General features: G+C 64.6%; 18 protein-coding genes and 1 tRNA gene. 5 read left to right on the forward strand and 14 right to left on the reverse strand.

Annotation, left to right across the window (positions count from 1 at the left end; all coding sequences use genetic code 11):
* Positions 1-2: 2 nt before the first annotated feature.
* The 12 genes from fabZ to rpsB form a co-directional block, all read right to left on the reverse strand.
* Positions 3-452 carry a 3-hydroxyacyl-ACP dehydratase FabZ gene (fabZ, locus tag V9L21_RS11520; RefSeq protein WP_157614172.1) on the reverse strand — a complete coding sequence of 150 codons (450 nt, stop codon included), beginning with the start codon at positions 450-452 and terminating at the stop codon, positions 3-5.
* Between the two features lie 23 nt (positions 453-475).
* Positions 476-1,453: a UDP-3-O-(3-hydroxymyristoyl)glucosamine N-acyltransferase gene (gene lpxD / locus V9L21_RS11525; RefSeq protein WP_337311949.1), complete on the reverse strand. Its 978-nt coding sequence runs from the start codon at positions 1,451-1,453 to the stop codon at positions 476-478.
* 15 nt (positions 1,454-1,468) lie between these two features.
* Entirely contained in the window at positions 1,469-2,017 is a 549-nt protein-coding gene (locus V9L21_RS11530; protein ID WP_337311951.1) for an OmpH family outer membrane protein, read from the reverse strand.
* Positions 2,018-4,444, reverse strand: a complete 2,427-nt coding sequence (gene bamA / locus V9L21_RS11535) for an outer membrane protein assembly factor BamA (RefSeq protein WP_337311953.1) — start codon at positions 4,442-4,444, stop codon at positions 2,018-2,020. It lies immediately after the preceding gene.
* A 38-nt stretch (positions 4,445-4,482) separates the two neighbouring features.
* Positions 4,483-5,853 (reverse strand): RIP metalloprotease RseP, encoded by a 1,371-nt coding sequence (gene rseP, locus V9L21_RS11540; protein WP_337311955.1) that lies wholly within the window; start codon positions 5,851-5,853, stop codon positions 4,483-4,485.
* A gap of 24 nt (positions 5,854-5,877) precedes the next feature.
* A complete protein-coding gene (gene ispC / locus V9L21_RS11545) occupies positions 5,878-7,065 on the reverse strand; it encodes a 1-deoxy-D-xylulose-5-phosphate reductoisomerase (RefSeq protein WP_337311957.1) in 1,188 nt (395 codons plus the stop codon).
* Positions 7,062-7,907 (reverse strand): phosphatidate cytidylyltransferase, encoded by an 846-nt coding sequence (locus tag V9L21_RS11550; protein ID WP_337311959.1) that lies wholly within the window; start codon positions 7,905-7,907, stop codon positions 7,062-7,064. The genes ispC and V9L21_RS11550 overlap by 4 nt, the downstream gene beginning before the upstream one ends.
* Before the next feature lie 29 nt (positions 7,908-7,936).
* Complete coding sequence (gene uppS / locus V9L21_RS11555; RefSeq protein ID WP_337311961.1) at positions 7,937-8,680, reverse strand: polyprenyl diphosphate synthase; 744 nt, start codon at positions 8,678-8,680, stop codon at positions 7,937-7,939.
* Positions 8,681-8,688: 8 nt separating this feature from the next.
* A complete protein-coding gene (frr, locus tag V9L21_RS11560) occupies positions 8,689-9,258 on the reverse strand; it encodes a ribosome recycling factor (protein ID WP_337311963.1) in 570 nt (189 codons plus the stop codon).
* Positions 9,259-9,269: 11 nt separating this feature from the next.
* Complete coding sequence (gene pyrH / locus V9L21_RS11565) at positions 9,270-9,992, reverse strand: UMP kinase (RefSeq protein WP_012747709.1); 723 nt, start codon at positions 9,990-9,992, stop codon at positions 9,270-9,272.
* Between the two features lie 102 nt (positions 9,993-10,094).
* The gene (tsf, locus tag V9L21_RS11570; protein WP_337311965.1) at positions 10,095-11,018 is read right to left on the reverse strand and encodes a translation elongation factor Ts; all 924 of its coding nucleotides are present in this window, start codon (positions 11,016-11,018) and stop codon (positions 10,095-10,097) included.
* A gap of 81 nt (positions 11,019-11,099) precedes the next feature.
* Positions 11,100-11,852, reverse strand: a complete 753-nt coding sequence (gene rpsB, locus V9L21_RS11575) for a 30S ribosomal protein S2 (protein ID WP_126749808.1) — start codon at positions 11,850-11,852, stop codon at positions 11,100-11,102.
* 222 nt (positions 11,853-12,074) lie between these two features.
* Here rpsB and V9L21_RS11580 point away from each other — a divergent pair, with 222 nt between their 5' ends.
* From V9L21_RS11580 to V9L21_RS11590, 3 genes are all read left to right on the forward strand, one after another.
* Positions 12,075-13,400 (forward strand): amidase, encoded by a 1,326-nt coding sequence (locus V9L21_RS11580; RefSeq protein ID WP_337311967.1) that lies wholly within the window; start codon positions 12,075-12,077, stop codon positions 13,398-13,400.
* 50 nt (positions 13,401-13,450) lie between these two features.
* On the forward strand, positions 13,451-14,707 hold the full coding sequence (locus tag V9L21_RS11585) for a D-amino acid dehydrogenase (protein ID WP_337311969.1): 1,257 nt from the start codon (positions 13,451-13,453) through the stop codon (positions 14,705-14,707).
* Positions 14,708-14,805: 98 nt separating this feature from the next.
* Positions 14,806-16,269, forward strand: coding sequence for an NAD(P)H-hydrate dehydratase (locus V9L21_RS11590; protein WP_337311971.1), 1,464 nt, complete (start codon positions 14,806-14,808; stop codon positions 16,267-16,269).
* Between the two features lie 10 nt (positions 16,270-16,279).
* Here the strand turns inward: V9L21_RS11590 and V9L21_RS11595 are convergent, their stop codons facing one another.
* Together V9L21_RS11595 and rnr are read right to left on the reverse strand one after the other, a co-directional pair.
* Positions 16,280-17,044: an SDR family oxidoreductase gene (locus tag V9L21_RS11595; RefSeq protein WP_337311973.1), complete on the reverse strand. Its 765-nt coding sequence runs from the start codon at positions 17,042-17,044 to the stop codon at positions 16,280-16,282.
* Positions 17,045-17,105: 61 nt separating this feature from the next.
* Complete coding sequence (rnr, locus tag V9L21_RS11600; protein WP_337312232.1) at positions 17,106-19,373, reverse strand: ribonuclease R; 2,268 nt, start codon at positions 19,371-19,373, stop codon at positions 17,106-17,108.
* Between the two features lie 80 nt (positions 19,374-19,453).
* Here rnr and V9L21_RS11605 point away from each other — a divergent pair.
* Positions 19,454-19,538 (forward strand) — tRNA-Leu (locus V9L21_RS11605).
* 552 nt (positions 19,539-20,090) lie between these two features.
* Positions 20,091-20,483 carry a YkvA family protein gene (locus tag V9L21_RS11610; protein ID WP_337312234.1) on the forward strand — a complete coding sequence of 131 codons (393 nt, stop codon included), beginning with the start codon at positions 20,091-20,093 and terminating at the stop codon, positions 20,481-20,483.
* Positions 20,484-20,697: the final 214 nt, after the last annotated feature.

A 20,697-nucleotide genomic window follows, 5' to 3' on the forward strand; every position in this document is an offset into this window, starting at 1 on the left:
GATCAGTTGATCTGGCGCATGGCGCACATGAGCGTGGCCTCGCAGGCGAGCTCGGCGCCCACCAGGGCACGGCCCTTGAACTTGGAGATGCCAGCCTTCATGCGCTCGATCTCGACTTCGAGCGTGAGCTGGTCGCCCGGCTCCACGGGGCGCTTGAAGCGCGCGCCGTCAATGGCGGCAAAGTAGTAGACCGTGTTGTCGTCGGGCACGATGTCCAGCGAATGGAACGACAGCAGCGCCGCCGCCTGCGCCATGGCTTCGAGCATCAGCACGCCCGGCATGACCGGACGGTGAGGAAAGTGGCCGTTGAAGAACGGCTCGTTCATCGTCACGTTCTTGAGCGCCGTGATGCGCTTGCCCTTTTCCATGTCCAGCACGCGATCCACCAGCAGGAACGGGTAACGGTGGGGCAGCAGCTTGAGGATTTGATGGATATCGAGCGTCGTCGTCATGATTTTCTGTTCCTGCATCGTCTTCATTTTTTCTGGGGGGCCTTCTCCAGCGCCTTCAGTCGTTCGCGCAGGCTGTGCAACTGCTTGAGCGTTGCAGCATTTTTTTCCCAGCTCGCATTGTCGTCGATGGGGAACATGCCGGTGTACTGGCCGGCCTTGTGGATCGAGCGTGTGACCACCGTGGCCGCCGAAACGTGCACGCCATCTGCAACGGTCAGGTGGCCCAGCACGATGGCACCGCCGCCGAAGGTGCAGTGCGCGCCGATGGTGGCGCTACCCGCCACGCCGACGCAGCCCGCCATGGCGGTGTGCTTGCCCACGCGCACGTTGTGGCCGATCTGAATGAGATTGTCGAGCTTGACGCCGTCTTCGATGACGGTGTCGTCCAGCGCGCCGCGGTCGATGCAGGTGTTGGCCCCGATTTCGACGTCGTTGCCGATGCGCACTGCGCCCAACTGCTCGATCTTGACCCACTCTCCCTTGTGCGGCGCCAGGCCGAAGCCGTCGGCGCCGATCACCACGCCGGGATGCAGCAGGCAGCGGTCGCCGAGCACGCAGTCTTCGCTGACGGTCACGCGCGACTTCAGGACCGTGCCGGCTCCGATGCGTGCGCCCCGCTCCACCACGCACAAGGCACCGATGCGCGCGGTGGCGTCCACATGGGCTTCAGGATGGATGACGGCGGAGGGATGGATGCGGTCGGCCTCGGGGCGCGCATGGTGCGCCTTCCAGAGTTGGGTGAGCCGCGCAAAGTAGAGATACGGATCGGCCGCGACGATGAACGCTCCGCGCTCCGCTGCCGCTTCGCGCATGGCCGGCGAAACGATCACGCAGGCGGCCTTGGATGCCGCCAGCTCCTGCTGGTATTTGGGATGGCTCAGGAAACTGAGCGCATCAGGCTGGGCGTTCTGAAGCGGAGCTAGCCGCTCGATGGAAAGCGCAGCGTCCCCGTGGAGCTCGCCCCCGAGGGCGTCAACAATGGCTCCGAGCTGCAATGCCACGCCGTTTTCGCGGCGTTATTTGCCGCCCGCAGGCGCGGAAGAAGTGGTCGAGGCGTTCAGCGCCTTGATCACCTTGTCCGTGATGTCGTGCTTCGGATTGATGTAGATCGCTTCCTGCAGAATGGCGTCGTACTTTTCAGCCTCGGCCACCTGCTTCACCACGCGGTTGGCACGCTCGTAGACCTGCTGGAGCTCTTCGTTCTTGCGCGCATTGAGGTCTTCCTGGAACTCGCGGCGGCGGCGCTGGAAGTCACGGTCCTGATCGACCAGCCCACGCTGGCGGGCCGTGCGCTGGCTTTCCGACAAGGTAGGCGCCTCGCGCTCGAACCTTTCGGACGCCGACTTCAAGGCCTCGCCTTGCGCCGTGAGGTCTTTCTCGCGCTTGAGGAACTCGGACTCGAGCTTGGCTTGCGCGGCCTTGGCCGGCTGGGCCTCGCGCAGCACGCGATCCGGATTCACGAATCCGATGCGAAAAGTCTCCTGCGCCTGGGCAGCAGGCGCGGCAACCAGCGCAAAAATGGGGATCAACAACGCGCCAGCTGCGGCGCGGATCAAATGCGTCATTTAGAAAGAAGTTCCGATCTGGAATTGCAAGCGCTGAATTCTATCCTTCGGGATCGTGACCAGGCCGGTCGCGGGATCCACCACTTCCTTCTGGGACTTGATGGGGAAGGCGTAGGCCAGGCGCAGCGGGCCGAGCGGCGAAATCCAGCTGACGCCGAGGCCCACGGAAGCGCGCAGCTTCTTCTGGGCCTTGTACTGCGCATCGGTCAGGCCTTCGGCACGCGAGCCGAACACATTGCCGACGTCGAAGAAGCCATACAGACGCAAGGTGCGGTCATTGCCAGCGCCGGGGAACGGCGTGCTGAGCTCGGCATTGAAGATCGCCTTCTTGGTACCGCCCAAGGCGGCGCCTTCGGTCTGGCCGAGCAACGGCGCATCGCGCGGACCGAGCGAGTTCTGCTCGAAGCCGCGGATCGAACCCAGGCCACCGGCATAGAAGTTCTTGAAGATCGGGAAGGTCTTGCCGCCGAACGCCTTGCCGTAGCCGACTTCGCCGTTGATCGCAAAGGTGTATTGCTTGCTGATGGGGAAGAACTGCTGGTACTGGTAGCTCGTCTTGAGGTACTTCATGTCCCCGCCGACACCCAACTCGACGTTGGCGCGCTGCAGGCGCCCGCTCGTCGGAACCAGCGCGCTGTCGCGGTTGTCGCGGCCCCAGCCGATAGTCAGCGGCACGCCCCACACGCTGTCCTGGTCGCATCGCGAGACGAACAGGCCGGTCTCATCGGTCTTGCACTGGAAGTAGTCGCGGTACGACTTCGGCGTGAGGAAGGCGAACGAACTCTGCGCATCGAATGCGTAGCGCTCCAGACCGATCCCGAAGAAGACGGTATCGACCTCGCTGAACGGCACACCAAAGCGGATGGACGCGCCTTGGTTGACCAGCTGGTAGTCGCCGTCGATCGAGTAGTTGTACGGCCGCGTCGTGGTGTGATAGACGCTCACCGTGCGCGAGATGCCGTCCTGCGTGAAGTACGGATCGGTCGTGGTCAGCGAAAGCGTGCGGTTGTACTTGCTGGTGTTGACCTGCAGGCCCAGGAAGTTGCCCGAACCGAACACGTTCTCCTGCGAGATACCGAAGGTGAGAGCCACCTTTTCGGAGCTGGAGTAGCCGGCGCCGAGTTGCAGGCTGCCGGTCGGCTTTTCCGCAACGTTCACGACCAGGTCGACCTGGTCGGGCGAACCCGGGATTTCCTGGGTTTCGACGTTCACTTCGGTGAAGAAGCCGAGGCGGTCGACGCGATCGCGCGAAATCTTGATCTTGTCGCCGTCGTACCACGAAGCCTCGAACTGGCGGAACTCGCGCCGGATCACTTCGTCGCGCGTCTTGGCGTTGCCGCCCACGGCCACGCGGCGCACATAGACGCGGCGCGACGGTTCGGCTTGCAGCGTCAGCGTCACGCGGTTGTTGACGCGATCGATTTCAGGACGGGCCTGCACACGCGCAAACGCATAGCCGAAGGTGCCGAAATAATCGGTAAAGGCTTTGGTGGTTTCGGTGACCTGCTCGCCGTTGTACGGCTCGCCGGGCTTGATGGTCACAAGCGACTTGAACTCTTCGTCGCGGCCGAGGTAGTTGCCGTCGAGCTTGACGCCGGCCACCACGAATTTTTCGCCTTCGGTGATGTTCACCGTCACCGTCAGGTCCTGCCGGTCGGGCGAGATGGCCACCTGGGTCGAATCGATGCGGAACTCGAGGTAGCCGCGCGTGATGTAGTACGAGCGAAGCGTTTCCAGGTCGGCGTTCAGCTTGGTGCGCGAGTATTGGTTCGACTTGGTGTACCAGCTCATGAAACCGCCGCTGTCCTGGTCGAACAGGCTCAGCAGCGTCGATTCGCTGAAGGCTTTGTTGCCGACCACGCGCACTTCGCGGATGCGGGCGGAGTCGCCTTCGGTCACGGTGAACGTGAGGTTGACGCGGTTGCGCTCGATGGGCGTGACGGTGGTCACGACCTGCGCGTTGTAGAGGCTGCGGCTCACGTACTGGCGCTTGAGCTCTTGCTCGGCACGGTCGGCCAGCGCCTTGTCGTAGGGCCGGCCGTCAGCCAGGCCGACTTCGCGCAGTGCCTTCTGGAGCGCGGCCTTGTCGAATTCCTTGGCGCCGACGAAATCGACGTCAGCGATGGTGGGCCGCTCTTCGACGATCACCACCAGCACGTTTCCGTTGACGTCGATGCGCACGTCCTTGAACAAACCCAGGTCGAACAGCGCGCGGATGGCGGCCGATCCGCGTTCGTCGCTGTAGGTGTCGCCCACACGCAGCGGCAGCGATGCGAAGATCGTGCCGGGCTCCACGCGTTGCAAGCCTTCGACGCGAATGTCGCGCACCGTGAAAGGCTCGACGGCCCAGGCTGCCGTGGCCGCCAGGGCGCTGGCCACTACCGCGGCAACGCTACGCAGGCGAAAGCGACTGAAGTTTGTGTTCATCTGTGAATTGGGCCGGCGCGGAAAGGGCCGGCAGAAAGTTAACCAAAGAGCCGCGTGACGTCGTTGAAGAGTGCGACCGACATCATGACCAGCAGCAAGGCGACACCGCCGCGCTGAAGCCGTTCCATCCAAGCGTCAGAGACGCTCTTGCCGGTCAGGCCCTCCCAAAGATAATACATCAGGTGCCCCCCATCGAGGACCGGCAGCGGCATGAGATTGAGAACGCCCAAGCTCACGCTGATCAGTGCAAGGAACACCAGGTACTGGGTCAGTCCGAGGCTTGCGGACTTGCCCGCATAGTCGGCGATCGTGAGCGGCCCACTCAAGTTCTTGAGCGAAGCTTCGCCGATGACCATCTTGCCCATCATGCGAACGGTGAGCGCCGAGACCTCCCAGGTGCGTACGATGCCGCGCCAGACACCATCGACGGGCCCCTGCCGAACCGTGATCATTTCCGGCGGCGCGCCCACGTAGGCGCCGATCCGGCCGACCTTCACGCCCGCTTCTTCACGCAGCTCGGGCTTGACTTCGAGCTCGACCACTTGGCCGCCGCGCTGCACCTGCCAGGTTTGCACGCGCGGCTGATCGCCATCGATCGAAGTCCGGATCAACTCGCGCAATTGCTGCCCATCGACGATGGGCGTTCTGCCGATGGCCCGGACCAGATCGCCATTGCGCAGGTCGGCGCGCTCTGCGGCGCTGCCCGCCATGACCTCGCCGATCTCAGGCCGCGTAAGAGGAGCGAGCACGCCGATCTTGCGGAACATCTGCGGATCGGCGTCCTTGGCCTGCATGCGGCTCAGGGGCAGCACGACCTGGCGTTCGGGCCGACCGCCCTCGCCTGCGATTTCGAGTGTCAGGTCCCGGCCGTCGAGGGCACCGCGCGTCATGCGCCAGCGAAGGTCCTCGAACGACTGCACCGGCTCCAGGTCGCCGTCGAAACCGGCGCGCGTGACATGCTCGCCGCCGCGAAGGCCCGCTACCTCGGCCAGGGAAGCCGCAACGGGGCGGGCCAGCTTGGCGACGGGCTCATCCACGCCGATCCAGTTGACGGTCGTGTAGAGCACCACCGCAAGGAGCAGGTTGGCAATGGGTCCGGCGGCAACGATGGCCGCGCGCGAGCGCAGCGGCTGCGTGTTGAACGCGCGGTGCCGTTCTTCGGGCGCCACCGGCCCCTCGCGCTCGTCGAGCATCTTGACGTAGCCGCCGAGGGGAAATACGCCGATGACGAATTCGGTCGACTGGCCGTCGCGCTGGCGCTTGGGCTGCCACCGGTAGAGCGTCTTGCCGAAGCCGACCGAGAACCGCAGCACCTTGACGCCGCAAGCAACGGCGACGCGGTAGTGGCCGTATTCGTGCACGGCAATCAACACGCCGATGGCAACCACAAAGGCTATGACAGTGAGCATCCGAGTCCTCGGTTGTCCGGCGTATCAGGCCGCAAAGCGCAGCGCTGCGGCATTGGCGGCCGCGCGGGCACTGGCATCGAGCGCCAGCAGGTCCGCCAGCGATGCGGGCTTGGAGGGAGAAATGGCTTCCAAAGTTTCCATGTTGACCGCATGAATGCGATCGAAGCGAAGTCGCCGGTCAAGAAAGGCCTCGACTGCGACTTCGTTGGCTGCATTGAGCACCGCCGTGGTCCCGGGGGCCGCGCGAAGCGCGTGCCAGGCCAATCCCAAGCCCGGGAAGAGCGCTGCATCCGGAGCATCGAAGCTCAGCGCCGCCATCTGGCGGAAATCCAGGCGCCCCGCCCCGCTTTCGATGCGCTCGGGCCAAGCCAGGCCGACGGCAATGGGCACGCGCATGTCGGGCGTGCCGAGTTGCGCAATGACCGAGGCGTCGGTGAACTGGACCATCGAATGCACCACGCTCTGCGGATGGATGACCACCTCGATCTGCTCGGGCAACACGCCGAACAGGTGGCGCGCCTCGATCACCTCGAGCGCCTTGTTCATCATGGTGGCGGAATCGACAGAAATCTTGCGCCCCATGACCCAGTTCGGATGGGCGCAGGCCTGCTCAGGCGTGACCGTGCCCAGGGTGCCGGGCGCGCGTGTACGAAACGGGCCGCCCGAAGCGGTCAGGATGATCTTGTCGATGCGCCGCGACCAGGTAGACGGATCTTCAGGCAGCGACTGGAAGATGGCCGAGTGCTCGCTGTCGATCGGCAGCAGCGTGGCACCGCCTTCGTGCACGGTGCGCATGAAAAGCTCACCGCCGACCACCAGTGCCTCTTTGTTGGCCAGAAGGAGCCGCTTGCCGGCGCGCGCGGCCGCCAGGCACGGGCCCAGGCCCGCAGCGCCCACGATGGCGGCCATGACGGCATCGACTTCTTCGTGTGACGCTATTTTTTCTATAGCATCAGGGCCGCTCAGGACTTTCGTGGGGAGATTGTTCTGCTCGAGCTTTTCCGCCAGCAGCGCCGCATGCGGCGCACTGGCCATGACCGCGAAACGGGGCGAAAACCGCGCGCATTGCGCCAGCAGTTCGTCGACCTTGGTCGCTGCGGAGAGTGCAAAAACCTCGAAGCGCTCGGGGTGCCGGGAGATGACGTCGAGCGTGCTGACCCCGACCGAGCCGGTCGAGCCCAGCACCGTGATGCGTTGTTTGGGTGTGTTCACAAGGAACCCAGCATCATTGCGATGGGAAGCGCCGGCAAGAGGGCATCCACGCGGTCGAGCACGCCGCCGTGGCCCGGCAGCAGGCGGCTGCTGTCCTTGGCGCCGGCGCTGCGCTTGATCAGCGATTCGACCAGGTCGCCGACAACGCTCATCGCGGCAAGAAACACCACGCCCACGAGCAGCAGCCACCAGCCGCGCTCATGCAGCCGGGTGTAGAGGCTTGCCACGGTTGCCCCGGCCGCCCTGTCGGCCCACACCCACGCACAGGCCAGAACCACCACGCCTGCCATGCCGCCCCACACACCTTCCCAGCTCTTGCCGGGGCTGATGGCGGGTGCGAGCTTGCCGCGGGTGAACTTGAGGCCGAAGGCGCGGCCCGCGAAATAGGCGAAGACGTCGGCCACCCAGACCAGCACAAGAATGGAAAGCAGAAAATTGATGCCGACCATGCGCGCCTGCACCGCCGCGAGCCACGCCACCCAGAGCGCCAGCAATCCGCCAACCAGCCGCAGGCCGCGCGGAATGCGGGGCCAGCCCGGCACCGCGACACGCAGCAGTGCGGAGCCACCGAGCACCCACGCCGCGCTGGCCAGCAGCCACATGAGCATCAGCGGCCGCTCGAGCAAACCGAGCCACCACGACAACGCGCAAAGCGTCACCGTCTCCAAGCCAAGGAACACTGACAGTTGCTGCCCGTATCCGTTGAGGCGGCCCCACTCCCAGGCTGCGGCACCGATCAGCACCAGCATGACGCAGGCAAATGGAACGTGAGAGGGATAGAAAAGCGCCGGCAGCAAGATCGCCAGCAGGACGATGGCCGTGAGAATGCGTTGTTTGAGCATGCGGCGGTATTTCGGGCCATTGAAGGCCGTCAGGCCAACTGGCGATCTGAGGTGGAATCGCTGCCGGCCGTGACCTGCGCGGAAGTCTTGCCGAAACGGCGCTCGCGAAGCTGGAATGCAGCAATTCCCGCATCAAGCTCGGCTTCGTCGAACTCCGGCCACAGCTTGTTGCTGAAGAAAAGCTCCGCGTAGGCGCTTTGCCACAGCAGGAAATTCGACAGGCGCTGCTCGCCGCCAGTGCGAATGAGCAGGTCAGGGTCGGGCACATGGGCCAAGGCCATGGCGCGATCGAGGTTGGCTTCGGTGAGCGGCTCGCCCTGCTCCGCCAGCTTGGCCGCAGCACGTGCAATGTCCCAACGGCCGCCGTAGTTGAAGCAGACGTTGAGGATGAGCTTGGTGTTCTGCGCCGTGGCCTCTTCGGCATCGACCAGGCCTTGCACCATTTTCTTGGAGAGCCCGGCCCGCTCGCCTACGAAGTGCAGCCGCACGCCGTCGCGGCTCAGCTTGGGCACCTCGCGCGCGAGCGCACCGACCATGATTTCCATGAGCCCCGAAACCTCTTCGGGCGGCCGGTTCCAGTTTTCAGACGAAAACGCGAACACCGTGAGAACGCCCACGCCGCGATCGACGCAGGCCCTGACGCAGCGGCGCAGCGATTCGACGCCCTGCTTGTGGCCCGCCACGCGAGGCAGGAATCGCCGCGTGGCCCAGCGTCCGTTGCCATCCATGACGATGGCAATGTGGTGGGGAATCTGCAGCGAAGACGAGGCCATGCGCAGCCTCAAACGGCCATGATCTCCGCTTCCTTGGCCGCGACCAGCCGGTCGATTTCCGCGATGTGGCGGTCGGTGACCTTCTGGATCTCGGCCTCGGCGCGCTTCTGGTCGTCTTCGGAGGCGAGCTTTTCCTTGACCAGCTTCTTGACCGCTTCGTTCGCGTCGCGGCGCAGGTTGCGCGTGGCGATCTTGGCGCTTTCGCCTTCGTTGCGAACCAGCTTGGTCATTTCCTTGCGGCGCTCTTCGCTCATTGCGGGAAGCGGCACGCGGATCAGGTCGCCCATCGAGGCCGGGTTCAGGCCCAGGTCGCTTTCGCGGATGGCTTTTTCGATCTTGGCGCCCATGCCCTTTTCCCAGGGCTGGACGCTGATGGTGCGCGAGTCGAGCACCGACACGTTGGCCACCTGGCTCAGGGGAACCTGCGAGCCGTAGTACTCCACATGGATGGAGTCGAGCAGCGCGGAATTGGCCCGGCCGGTACGGATCTTGGTGAGGTTGTTCTGGAACGCAGCCAGCGACTGGTTCATCTTCGCATCGGTCGTGCTGCGAATTTCTGCAATGTTAGGGGTGGTCATCTCAATACTCCTCAGGCATGCACCAGCGTGCCTTCGTCCTCGCCCATGACGACGCGCTTGAGTGCGCCGTTCTTGAAGATCGAGAACACCTTGATCGGCAACTTCTGGTCGCGGCACAGCGCGAAGGCCGTGGCGTCCATGATGCCGAGATTTTGCGCGATTGCCTCGTCGAAGGTGAGCGTGGAATAGCGCGTTGCATCCGGATGGGTCTTGGGGTCGGCGGAATAGACACCGTCGACCTTCGTCGCCTTGAGCACCAGCTCGGCGCCGATTTCGGCACCGCGCAGTGCGGCAGCCGTGTCGGTGGTGAAGAACGGGTTGCCGGTACCCGCGGCAAAAACCACGACCTTGCCCTCTTCGAGATACTGCAGCGCCTTGGGCCGCACATACGGCTCGACCACCTGCTCGATGGCAATGGCGGACATCACGCGAGCCACCAAACCCTGCTTGTTCATGGCATCGGCCAGCGCCAGCGAGTTCATCACCGTGGCCAGCATGCCCATGTAGTCGGCCGTGGCGCGATCCATGCCGACCGAACCTCCCGCGACGCCGCGGAAGATGTTGCCGCCGCCGATGACGACGGCGACTTCCACGCCCATGTTCACCACCTCGGCCACCTCTTCGACCATGCGGACGATGGTCGCACGGTTAATACCAAAGGCATCGTCTCCCATTAACGCTTCACCCGACAGCTTCAACAAGATTCGCTTGTGGGCTGGACGGGGATCAGACATGGGCAATTTCCTTACTTGGGTTGGCGGGGGCGAGTGTAGAACGAGGCGGTGAAAAAGCGGCGGCACACACACGTGCGCCGTCGCTTTGGGGCGTAACAGTTTTTACGCGGCGGCCTTGGCGGCAGCAACTTGCGCTGCCACTTCGGCTGCGAAATCGTCGACCTTCTTTTCGATGCCTTCGCCGACCACGTAAAGGGTGAAGCCCTTGATCGTGGTGTTGGCGGCCTTGAGCATCTGCTCGACGGTCTGCTTGTCGTTCTTCACGAACGGCTGGTTGTGCAGCGAGACTTCCTTCAGGTACTTCTGTACGCCGCCTTCGATGCGCTTGGCAACGATGTCGGCAGGCTGCGCCTTCTTGCCTTCGGCTTCGGCCGTCTTGCGGTCTTCTTCGGCCTTGCCGGCGGCAACGGCGCGCTCTTTCTCGATCAGGTCGGCGGGCACGTCTGCAGCCGAAATAGCGACCGGCTTCATGGCGGCGATGTGCATTGCCACGTCCTTGGCCGACGTTTCGTCGCCTTCGAACTCGACCATCACGCCGATGCGCGTGCCGTGCAGGTACGAAGCCAGCTTGCCGTTGCCGGCAAAGTGCTTGAAGCGGCGGAAGCTCATGTTCTCGCCGATCTTGCCGATCAGGCCCTTGCGCACGTCTCCCAGCGTGGGGCCGAAGCCGTCCTGCTCATAGGGCAGCGCGCCGAGCGCAGCGATGTCGGCGGGATTGTTCTTGGCGACCAGCATCGCGGCAGCGTTGGCCATGGCCAGGAAGCTGTCGTTCTTGGTGACGAAGTCGGTTTCGCAGTTGATTTCGATCATGCCGCCGGCCGAGCCTTCGACAAACGCCGTGACCACGCCTTCGGCGGTGATGCGACCCGAAGCCTTGCCCGCCTTGTTGCCGAGCTTGATGCGCAGCAGCTCTTCGGCCTTTTCCATGTTGCCGTCGGCCTCGGTCAGGGCCTTCTTGCATTCCATCATGGGCGCGTCGGTCTTTGCGCGCAGTTCGCCGACCATGCTTGCGGTGATTGCAGCCATTGTTCTATCTCCGTGTCCAAAAAATCAGATTAAAAAAAAGGGGCACCAAAGCCCCTTCTTCAGGCGCGTGAGAGCACTCGATCAGGCCGAGGCGCCCTCTTCGACTTCGACGAATTCGTCGCTGCCTTCGGCAATGGCCTTGACCACGTCACCGGTGGCGCTGTTGCGGCCTTCGATGATCGCGTCGGCGATGCCGCGGGCGTACAGCGTGACAGCCTTCGACGAGTCGTCGTTGCCAGGAATGACGTAGTCGATGCCTTCGGGCGAGTGGTTGGAGTCCACCACGCCGATCAGCGGAATGCCGAGCTTCTTGGCTTCTGCCACGGCGATCTTGTGGAAGCCCACGTCGATCACGAAGATGGCGTCGGGCAGCGCAGTCATGTCCTGGATGCCGCCGATGTCCTTTTCGAGCTTCTCGATTTCACGGGTGAACGTGAGCTGCTCTTTCTTGCTCAGGCTTTCGAGGCCGGCTTCTTGCTGGGCCTTCATGTCCTTCAGACGCTTGATCGAGGTCTTGACGGTCTTGAAGTTGGTCAGCATGCCGCCAAGCCAGCGGGTGTCAACGAAAGGCACGCCGGCGCGGCGGGCTTCGGCAGCCACGATTTCACGGGCCTGGCGCTTGGTGCCGACCATGAGGATGGTGCCGCGGTTGGCGGTGAGCTGCTTGGCGTACTTCATCGCGTCCTGGAACATCGGAAGCGACTTTTCCAGGTTGATGATGTGGATCTTGTTGCGATGGCCGAAGATGAACGGAGCCATCTTGGGGTTCCAGAAGCGGGTTTGGTGACCGAAGTGGACACCGGCTTCCAGCATTTCGCGCATGGTGGTCGACATTGAAATTACTCCAAAGGTTGGGTCTAAAATCCAGCCCGTTTTGCGCCTCCTTCGAATGGAGTCACAACACCTTGATTGGGCCGGTTTGCGAATGTGTCTGGCTGGGTGCGGCGAGAGCCGTCGCATGATCAGCGAAACCCAACGAGTATAGCACGGCCCGTCCTGTCCTTTCCCCCTTGTCCCACCCCGGAACCGAGCCGCCCGCGCCCTCGCAGCCCACTCATGAACGACCTTCACGCCGCCCGTCTGAACCTTCTGGCAGGCGGCAGCGATGCACGCACCGAAATGGAGCGCGCCATCGAGATTTCCGAATCGCCGGCCTGCAACCACGTCTTCACCCGCACGCTGTTCGACGAAGCGCGCCGGCAAGCCGACCGGCCGGCGCTGCAAAGCCGGCTTGCCGGGCTTGCATTCACCGCCAAGGACCTGTTCGACATCGACGGGCAGCCGACTCCCGCGGGCTCCGTTGTGCTTTCGCACGCCCCGGCCGCCAAAGCGGATGCCGTGGCCGTGGCGCGGCTGCGCGCCGCGGGCGGAGTGCTGACCGGGCGCACCAACATGAGCGAGTTCGCTTTCTCGGGCGTGGGCGTCAACCCCCATCACGGCACGCCGGCCAACGCGAGCGACTCGGCCACCCCGCGCATTCCGGGAGGCTCCTCTTCCGGCGCCGCCATTTCGGTGGCTACGGGGGCGGCATTCATCGGACTGGGCTCCGACACCGGCGGCTCGATCCGCATTCCCGCGGCGCTGAACGGCATCGTGGGCTTCAAGAGCACCGCCCGCCTGGTTTCGGCCGACGGCGCCCTGCCGCTGTCGACCACCCTGGACACCGTTTGCGCCATGACGCGATCGGTGCGGGACGCCGTCACCGCACATGAAATCCTCGCGGGGCGCCGCGTGACTGCCGGCGCAGCCGCCCTGGGCGCTTACCGGCTGGCCGTGGTCAAGAACGTGTTTTTCGACGGCATCGAGCCTGCCGTGGCCCAGGCCTTCGAAGGTTCGCTGCGAGCATTGCGCGCCGCTGGCGCCCAAATCGAGGAAATCGCGCTGCCGGAACTGGCAGAGCTGCAGGCCATCAACGCCACCGGCGGATTTTCGGCGGCCGAGTCTTACGCCTGGCACCGCCTGTTGCTGGAACGCAGCGGCGCCGGCTACGACCCGCGCGTTGCGCAGCGCATTCTCAAAGGCGCCGGCATGAAGGCGCATGAATACATCGATCTCGTGAATGCCCGATGCGCCTGGATTGCCCGCGTCGAAGCGGCGCTCGCGCCCTACGACGCCGTGCTGTCGCCGACCGTGCCGATCACCGCGCCTCCCATCGCGAGCGTGGCACCGGGCGCCGAGCGCGACGAAGAGTTTTTTCGCGTCAACGCAATGCTGCTGCGCAACCCGTCGATCGTCAACATGCTCGACGGCTGCGCCATTTCGCTGCCCTGCCATGCCGCCGGCGAGCTGCCCGTCGGCCTGATGCTGTGGCACGCCGCACTGCACGACGACCCCGTTCTCGCGATTGCCTTACAAACGGAACACGCACTGCGAAGACAATAGCTGCACGCCTACCGACGGGCGTCAGCCATCTCTTCTTACTCAAGCATTCAATGAAAATCGCGATCGTGGGCGCCGGCATCATCGGCGTCACCACCGCCTGGGAACTGGCTTCGGACGGCCATGAAGTGTCTGTGTTCGAGCGCCGCGGCGCGGCCGCCGAGGAAGCCAGTTTTGCCAATGCGGGCGTGGTCGCACCGGGCTATGTAACGCCGTGGGCCGCACCGGGCATGCGCGCCAAGGTGCTGCGTTCACTACTCTCCTCCCACGGCGCCATCAAACTGCGCTGGCCGCTGAACTCACGCGATATCGGCTGGATGTCGCGCTGGCAGAAGGCCTGCAAGCTCGAAACCTACCTGGCGAACCGCGCCCGCATGCAGCGGCTGGCGTTCTACAGCCGCACCCGCCTGCACGAGGTGACGGAGGCGCGCGAACTCAGCTACGAACGCAGCGACGGCTACCTTGTGCTGCTGCGCTCCAAGCGCGAGAAAAAGCTGGTTCAGCCCGGCCTCGACGTCTTGCGCGCGGCGGGCAGCGTCTTTCGCGAAGTCGACGCCGACGAGGCCCGGCGCATCGAACCCGCGCTCAGCACCGACACCGCGCTTGCAGGCGCCATCTACCTGCCCGAGGACGAAGTGGCCAACTGCCGCCAGTTCGCGCTGCTGCTCAAGTGGGAGGCCGAGGCACTTGGCGCCCAGTTCCATTTCAACTGCGACATCGCACCGCTGAGCCGCGCCGAGCCCACCTCCGTTTCGCTCGCAAGTGGCTCCCCGCCGCTGCGGTTCGACGCCGTGGTGGTTTGCGCCGGGCTGGCCTCGGCAGCGCTCGTGCGGCCGCTCGGGCTTCGGATTCCACTCGCCCCCATCTACGGGCACTCCATCAGCGCGCCAATCCGCGAATCGCTCAACGCGCCGCGCAGTGCGGTGATGGACGAACGCTACAAGGTCGCGATCTCGCGCCTGGGCCAGCGCGTGCGCGTGGCCGGGAGCGCCGAAATCGGCGGTTCGCTGAGCACCATGAACCCATCCGCGGTGCAAACGCTCTACAAGGTGCTGCACGACTGGTTCCCGGGCGCGGTCACGCTGCAGTCGGGCGTGCAGCAATGGAAGGGAGCGCGGCCGATGCTGCCCGACGGCCCCCCGGTACTCGGCGCCAGCGGCGTGCCGGGTGTCTGGCTCAACCTGGGCCACGGCTCGAGCGGCTGGGCGCTGTCGTGCGGCAGCGCGCGGGTGGTGGCCGACCTGATCAGGGGCCGAGATGCCGGCGTCGACCTGGAAGGCCTGGGCGTCGAGCGGCTCCACCTTTCCTAGAGAGACCGACGCCGCTCCCGCCTGGGCGCCTGGGCGCATGGGCGCCTGGGCGCATGGGCGCATGGGCGCATGGGCGCATGGGGCGGCAAAATGACCCGATGCAACGCATCACGCCAGAAACCGTCGCCGACCTTTTCGATATTGCGGCAACGCGGCGCATCGAGCAGGCAGCTGCAGCCGCCCTGCCCGCCCACACGCTGATGCAGCGCGCCGGCCTTGCCGTGGCGCGGCTGGCCATGGCAGTTGCGCCGCATGCGCGCACGGTATGGGTCGCCTGCGGGCCCGGAAACAATGGCGGCGACGGTTTTGAAGCAGCCGCGCAGCTGCAGCACCGTGGCTTTCTGCCGATCGTCACTTTCGCCGGCGATGAGAACCGCCTGCCGCCGGACGCGAAGGCATCGCTGCAGCGAGCCAGGGATGCCGGCGTGATCTTCGCGCCCAACCCGCCCGCGACCTATGGACTGGCCATCGATGCGCTGCTCGGTATCGGCGCCGCCCGGCCGATCGAGAACGCCATGGCCGAATGGCTGCGCCAGATGCATTCGTCGGCGCAACCGGTTCTGAGCGTTGACGTGCCGTCCGGGCTGAACGCCGACACCGGCGTTTCAAGCGCCATCCCTCATTCGGGTGCCGCATCGCCCCGCTTCTGCATCACCTTTCTGACCCTGAAGCCAGGCCTCTTTACGGCGCAAGGCCGCGATGCCGCAGGCACGGTGTGGTTCGACGACCTGGGTTGCGGCGGCAGCATCGCTGAACCGCCCGCCGCGCGCCTTGCGGGCCGCCCGGCGGCCCCGCCACGCAGCCACGCATCGCACAAGGGCAGCTATGGCGATGTCGCAGTGATCGGCGGCGCACCGGGCATGGCCGGCGCCGCGCTGCTGGCCGGATCGGCCGCGCTGCATGCGGGCGCCGGACGTGTGTTCGTGGGCTTGCTCGACCCGAGCGCTGCCCCTGTCGACTTTGCACAGCCCGAATTGATGCTGCGAGACGCCGATGCGCTCGATCTCTCGGGCATGACAGCGGTCTGCGGATGCGGCGGAGGCACGGACGTACGCGCGGTACTGCCGCGCGTGCTGGCGACGGCGGCGTCACTGGTGCTCGATGCCGATGCACTGAACGCCATTTCGAGCGACAGCGCGTTGCAAACGCAACTGGCATCACGCAGCCGACGCGGAAAGCCGACCGTCATCACTCCGCATCCGCTCGAAGCCGCGCGCCTGCTGGATTGCACGGCCGCCGACATTCAAGCCGACCGGCTGGCAGCAGCCCGCGAACTGGCATCGCGCTATGGCGCAATTGCCGTGCTCAAAGGCTCTGGAACGGTCATCGCCGACAACAGCGGCGCGCCGCCTGTGCTCAACCCGACCGGCAATGCCGCGCTCGCAACCGCCGGCACGGGCGACGTGCTGGCCGGAATGATCGGCGCCGCGATGGCGTCAAAACAATCGCCATTCGAGGCTGCGCAAAGCGCCGTCTGGCGCCACGGCCAGATCGCCGGCACCTGGCCGGCCGATGCACCTCCGCTAACGGCCGGTGCGCTGGCACGCCAGGCACCCGGCTGACGAGGAGGCTCTAGCCGCGTCCGACGAAGGGCATCTTCGTCGCCATCACGGTGTGGAACAGCACGTTGGCTTCCAGCGGCAGGTTTGCCATGTAGAGCACCGACTGCCCGACGATCTTGACGTCCATCAACGGCTCGATCGCCAGTTCGCCGTTGGCTTGCGGCACGCCCTTGGCCATGCGCGCAGCCAGTTCGGTCATGGCATTGCCCACATCGATCTGGCCGACTGCGATGTCGTACTTGCGCCCGTCGAGCGACGCGGTCTTGGTGAGGCCCTCGACCGCATGCTTGGTCGCCGTGTAGGCCGGCGAATTCGGCCGCGGCGCAGTGGCCGAGATGGAACCGTTGTTGATGATGCGGCCGCCTCGCGGGGTCTGCGCCTTCATCGTGCGGAACGCCTGCTGGATGCAGAAGAACATGCCGTTCAGGTTGATGTCGACCACACCGCGCCATTGATCGGGCGTCCAGTCTTCAAACGGGCCCGGCGGGTTGCCCACGCCGGCATTGTTGAACAGCAGGTCGACACGGCCGAAGCGTTCGACCACGGCGGCGAACAGCGCCTGCACCGATTCGGCGTTGGCCACATCGGTGGGTACGGCAAAGGCGCGCGCCCCAGCCCCGGACTCTTCCGCCACCTGCTCCAGCGGCTCGGGGCGGCGCCCCGCCAGCCCCACGCTCCAGCCATCGGCCAGCAATGCGAGCGCCGCGGCGCGTCCGATGCCCGTGCCGGCACCCGTGACGATTGCGACGCGGCCCTTGTTGTTTTCCACGCTCATGCTCAGTGTCTCCTTCTCAGCTTGTCTGTATTGCTTGTGTATGGGTGCGATGCGTTGTGCGTCATGTGCGACGCGGTGGCTTGCGGCCCTTCATCTTGTTTGCGGCCTTTTTCACCGCCGACTTGAAGGCCTGCATCGCCGATTGAGGCCCCGGCGCTGCAGTGGCCGCGCGGTCGCTGCGTTGTTCGGGCGCGGCCTCGGCCTTGTGGCGCGAGCTGCGCTTGGCTGACGCCTTGACGGGCACGCCGGCCGAGCCCACGCCCTTGTCCTTCATGGCGCGCGACGTGAGCTCTTCACCCTCGCGCACCAGGCGGAAGTCGATCTTGCGCCCGTCCAGGTCGACGCGGCTCACCTGCACCCGCACGCGGGTGCCGATCGCATAGCGAATGCCGGTGCGCTCGCCGCGCAGTTCCTGGCGCATTTCGTCGAACTTGAAATACTCGCCACCAAGCTCGGTGATGTGCACCAGTCCCTCGACATACATGGCGTCCAGCGTCACAAAGATGCCGAAGGTGGTGGCCGCGGTGACCACGCCGCCGTATTCCTCGCCCAGGTGCTCGCGCATGTACTTGCACTTGAGCCACGCCTCGACGTCGCGGCTGGCTTCGTCGGCACGGCGCTCGTTGGCGCTGCAATGCAGGCCGGCGGCTTCCCATGCCAGCACTTCCTTGGTGGGAGCAACAGTGGCCTTCTGCGGCTTGGTCGTCGGCGCCTTGACGCGAGAGGCCAGCCGCTTGGCGAGCTTGGCATGCGCCTCGCCCGGCGTCGGCAGCATCGGCAGCTGATAGCGCGTCTTGCCGAGAATTGCCTTGATCACGCGGTGCACCAGCAGGTCCGGATAGCGCCGGATCGGGCTCGTGAAGTGCGTATAGGCCTCGTACGCCAGTCCGAAGTGGCCGCTGTTGATGGGCGTGTAGATCGCCTGCTGCATCGAGCGAAGCAGCATGGTGTGGATCTGCTGCGCGTCGGGCCGCTCCTTGGTGGCCTCGGCAATCGCCTGGAATTCGCCGGGCCGCGGGTCGTCGGTAATGCTCAATCCCACGCCCATGGCCTTCAGATAGCCGCGCAGGATTTCCTTCTTCTCGGGCGTCGGGCCTTCGTGCACGCGGAACAGGCCCGGGTGCTTGCCTTCGGCGATGAAGTCGGCGCTGCACACGTTGGCCGCGAGCATGGCTTCTTCGATGAGACGGTGCGCTTCGTTGCGTGTGCGCGGCACGATCTTCTCGATACGGCCCGCGTCGTCGCAAATGATTTGCGTCTCGGTGGTCTCGAAGTCGACCGCGCCACGCTTGCCGCGCTGCTTGAGCAGGGCCTTGTAGACATCGGCCAGGTTCAGCAGATCCTTCACGCGGTCCTTGCGCTTGGCTGCCTCGGGGCCGCGCGTGTTGCCCAGAATGGCCGCCACTTCGGTATAGGTGAAGCGCGCATGGCTGAACATCACCGCCGGGTAGAACTGGTAGGCGTAAATCTCGCCGTCGGCGGCCACGAGCATGTCGCACACCATGCACAGGCGCTCGACCTCGGGGTTCAGCGAGCACAAGCCGTTAGAAAGCTTTTCCGGCAGCATCGGGATAACGCGGCGCGGAAAGTAGACACTGGTCGCGCGGTCGTAGGCGTCGATGTCGATCGCCGAGCCGGTCTGCACATAGGCGCTGACGTCCGCAATGGCCACCAGCAGTCGCCATCCCTTGCCTCGGCCAACCTTCGCGGGTTCGCAGTACACCGCGTCGTCGAAGTCGCGCGCGTCCTCGCCGTCGATGGTGACCAGCGGCACGTCGGTCAGGTCGATGCGGCCCTTCTTGTCCGCTGGCCGAACCTTGTCCGGCAAGGCCTTGGCCTCGGCCAGGCAGTCGGCTGAAAACTCGTGCGGCACCCCGTACTTGCGCACGGCAATTTCGATCTCCATCCCCGGATCGTCGATCTCGCCGAGCACTTCCTTCACGCGGCCCACGGGTTGGCCGAACAGGGCCGGCGGCTCGGTGAGCTGCACCACAACAACCTGCCCCACCTTCGCGGGACCGGTCGCGCCCTTGGGAATCAGTACGTCCTGTCCGTAGCGCTTGTCTTCGGGCGCGACGAGCCAGATGCCGCCTTCATGCAACAGGCGGCCGATGATCGGCTGCTCGGGGCGCTCGACGATTTCGACCACCCGCCCCTCGGGGCGCCCGCGCCTGTCTTGCCGCACCACGCGCGCCTTGACGCGGTCTTTGTGCAGCACTGCACGCATCTCGTTCGGGGGCAAATAGATGTCGGCTTCGCCGTCGTCGCGCTGCACGAAACCGTGTCCGTCGCGATGTCCCTGAACAGTTCCTTCAAATTCATCCAGCAGACCGCTGGAGTGGCCATTATTTTTGATATGATTCTCTCTTTCCTGAAATTCAAAACATAACTGCTTCGGCAGCTATGTGGGCCCAGATGGCGGAATTGGTAGACGCACTAGTTTCAGGTACTAGCGAGTAACATCGTGGAGGTTCGAGTCCTCTTCTGGGCACCACCCCTACCAAGCTGAAACCCCTGTGAATCTGTGATTTACAGGGGTTTTTTCTTTTCCCTGGGAACATGATCGAGGGATGCTCTCCCTCACGAAAGCCGGTCATGGCCAAGGCAGGCCAGACCGACGGAAATCCGCCGCATTCGCGCACACCATCGCAGTCCCGAAGCGGGAGTTTTTGCGAAACGGTTTTCGACGACACGGATTCGGACAAGTGGAACGGGCTTCGTCTCATGAAGTGATGCAGCAACCTGCTCACCGGGGAGCGGCTTTTCGCCATTCTGACGCAGTACATCGACGAATGATCGCGCACAGTCTCATGAAGCGCGGCAACCGAGTCAATACACCGCGTTGCCAGTAAAGGTGAACCGCAAACCCAACCTGATGAGCGCGGCGTTCAACTCGCTGCGCGATCACAGGACGGATCTGCGGGAGTTGCGACAGGCCTTGAAGCCCGCCGTGCACCTTACCACGCCAAGGTTGCGACCGATCCGACCAACCAAGTGTTCCGCACGGTCCGCCATACTCGGGCCGGCCGACGGCCTCTTCTCGTCCATGTCCATTTTTCAAAACATCCGTCAGTGGGCCTCGCGGATCAAGCGCGACGCCGTCACGCTGTGGTTTGCCTACCGGCATCCTGGCACGCCCTGGTTCGCAAAGGCGCTCGCCGCTTTTGTCGTTGCGTATGCGCTGAGCCCGATCGATCTGATTCCAGATTTCATTCCGGTACTTGGCTATCTGGACGACGCCTTGCTGTTGCCCGGCCTGATCTGGCTGAACATCCGGCTCATTCCCTCGGCTGTTCTCGAGGAATGCCGCGTCCGCGCAGACACGTGGATGAAAGAGCGAGGCGCAAAGCCCCGAAGCATCGCGGGTGCGGTTCTCGTCCTTGCCGTCTGGATCGCCACCGGCGTGGGTTTGTGGGCTTGGTTCATCACGCGCGCCTAGCCTTGCCGCAGCGCATGTGGCTTCGAGCCGGAAAAGTGTGGCGAAAGTCACACTTTTCCATCAATATGCTTCCAAAGGTAACGAAAAAACGCACAAAAGGTTACGTTTGGTTTGAAAATATGGGCATCAAACCTACTGGAAACCATCGTGATTGCAGCATTTACCTTGTTAATCGGCATGTTCCTCGGAGCGTTGTTTATGAGCCTTCTGGTCA

This window comes from Variovorax sp. CCNWLW235 (genome assembly GCF_037204085.1).
In the GTDB taxonomy this organism is placed as follows: domain Bacteria; phylum Pseudomonadota; class Gammaproteobacteria; order Burkholderiales; family Burkholderiaceae_C; genus Variovorax.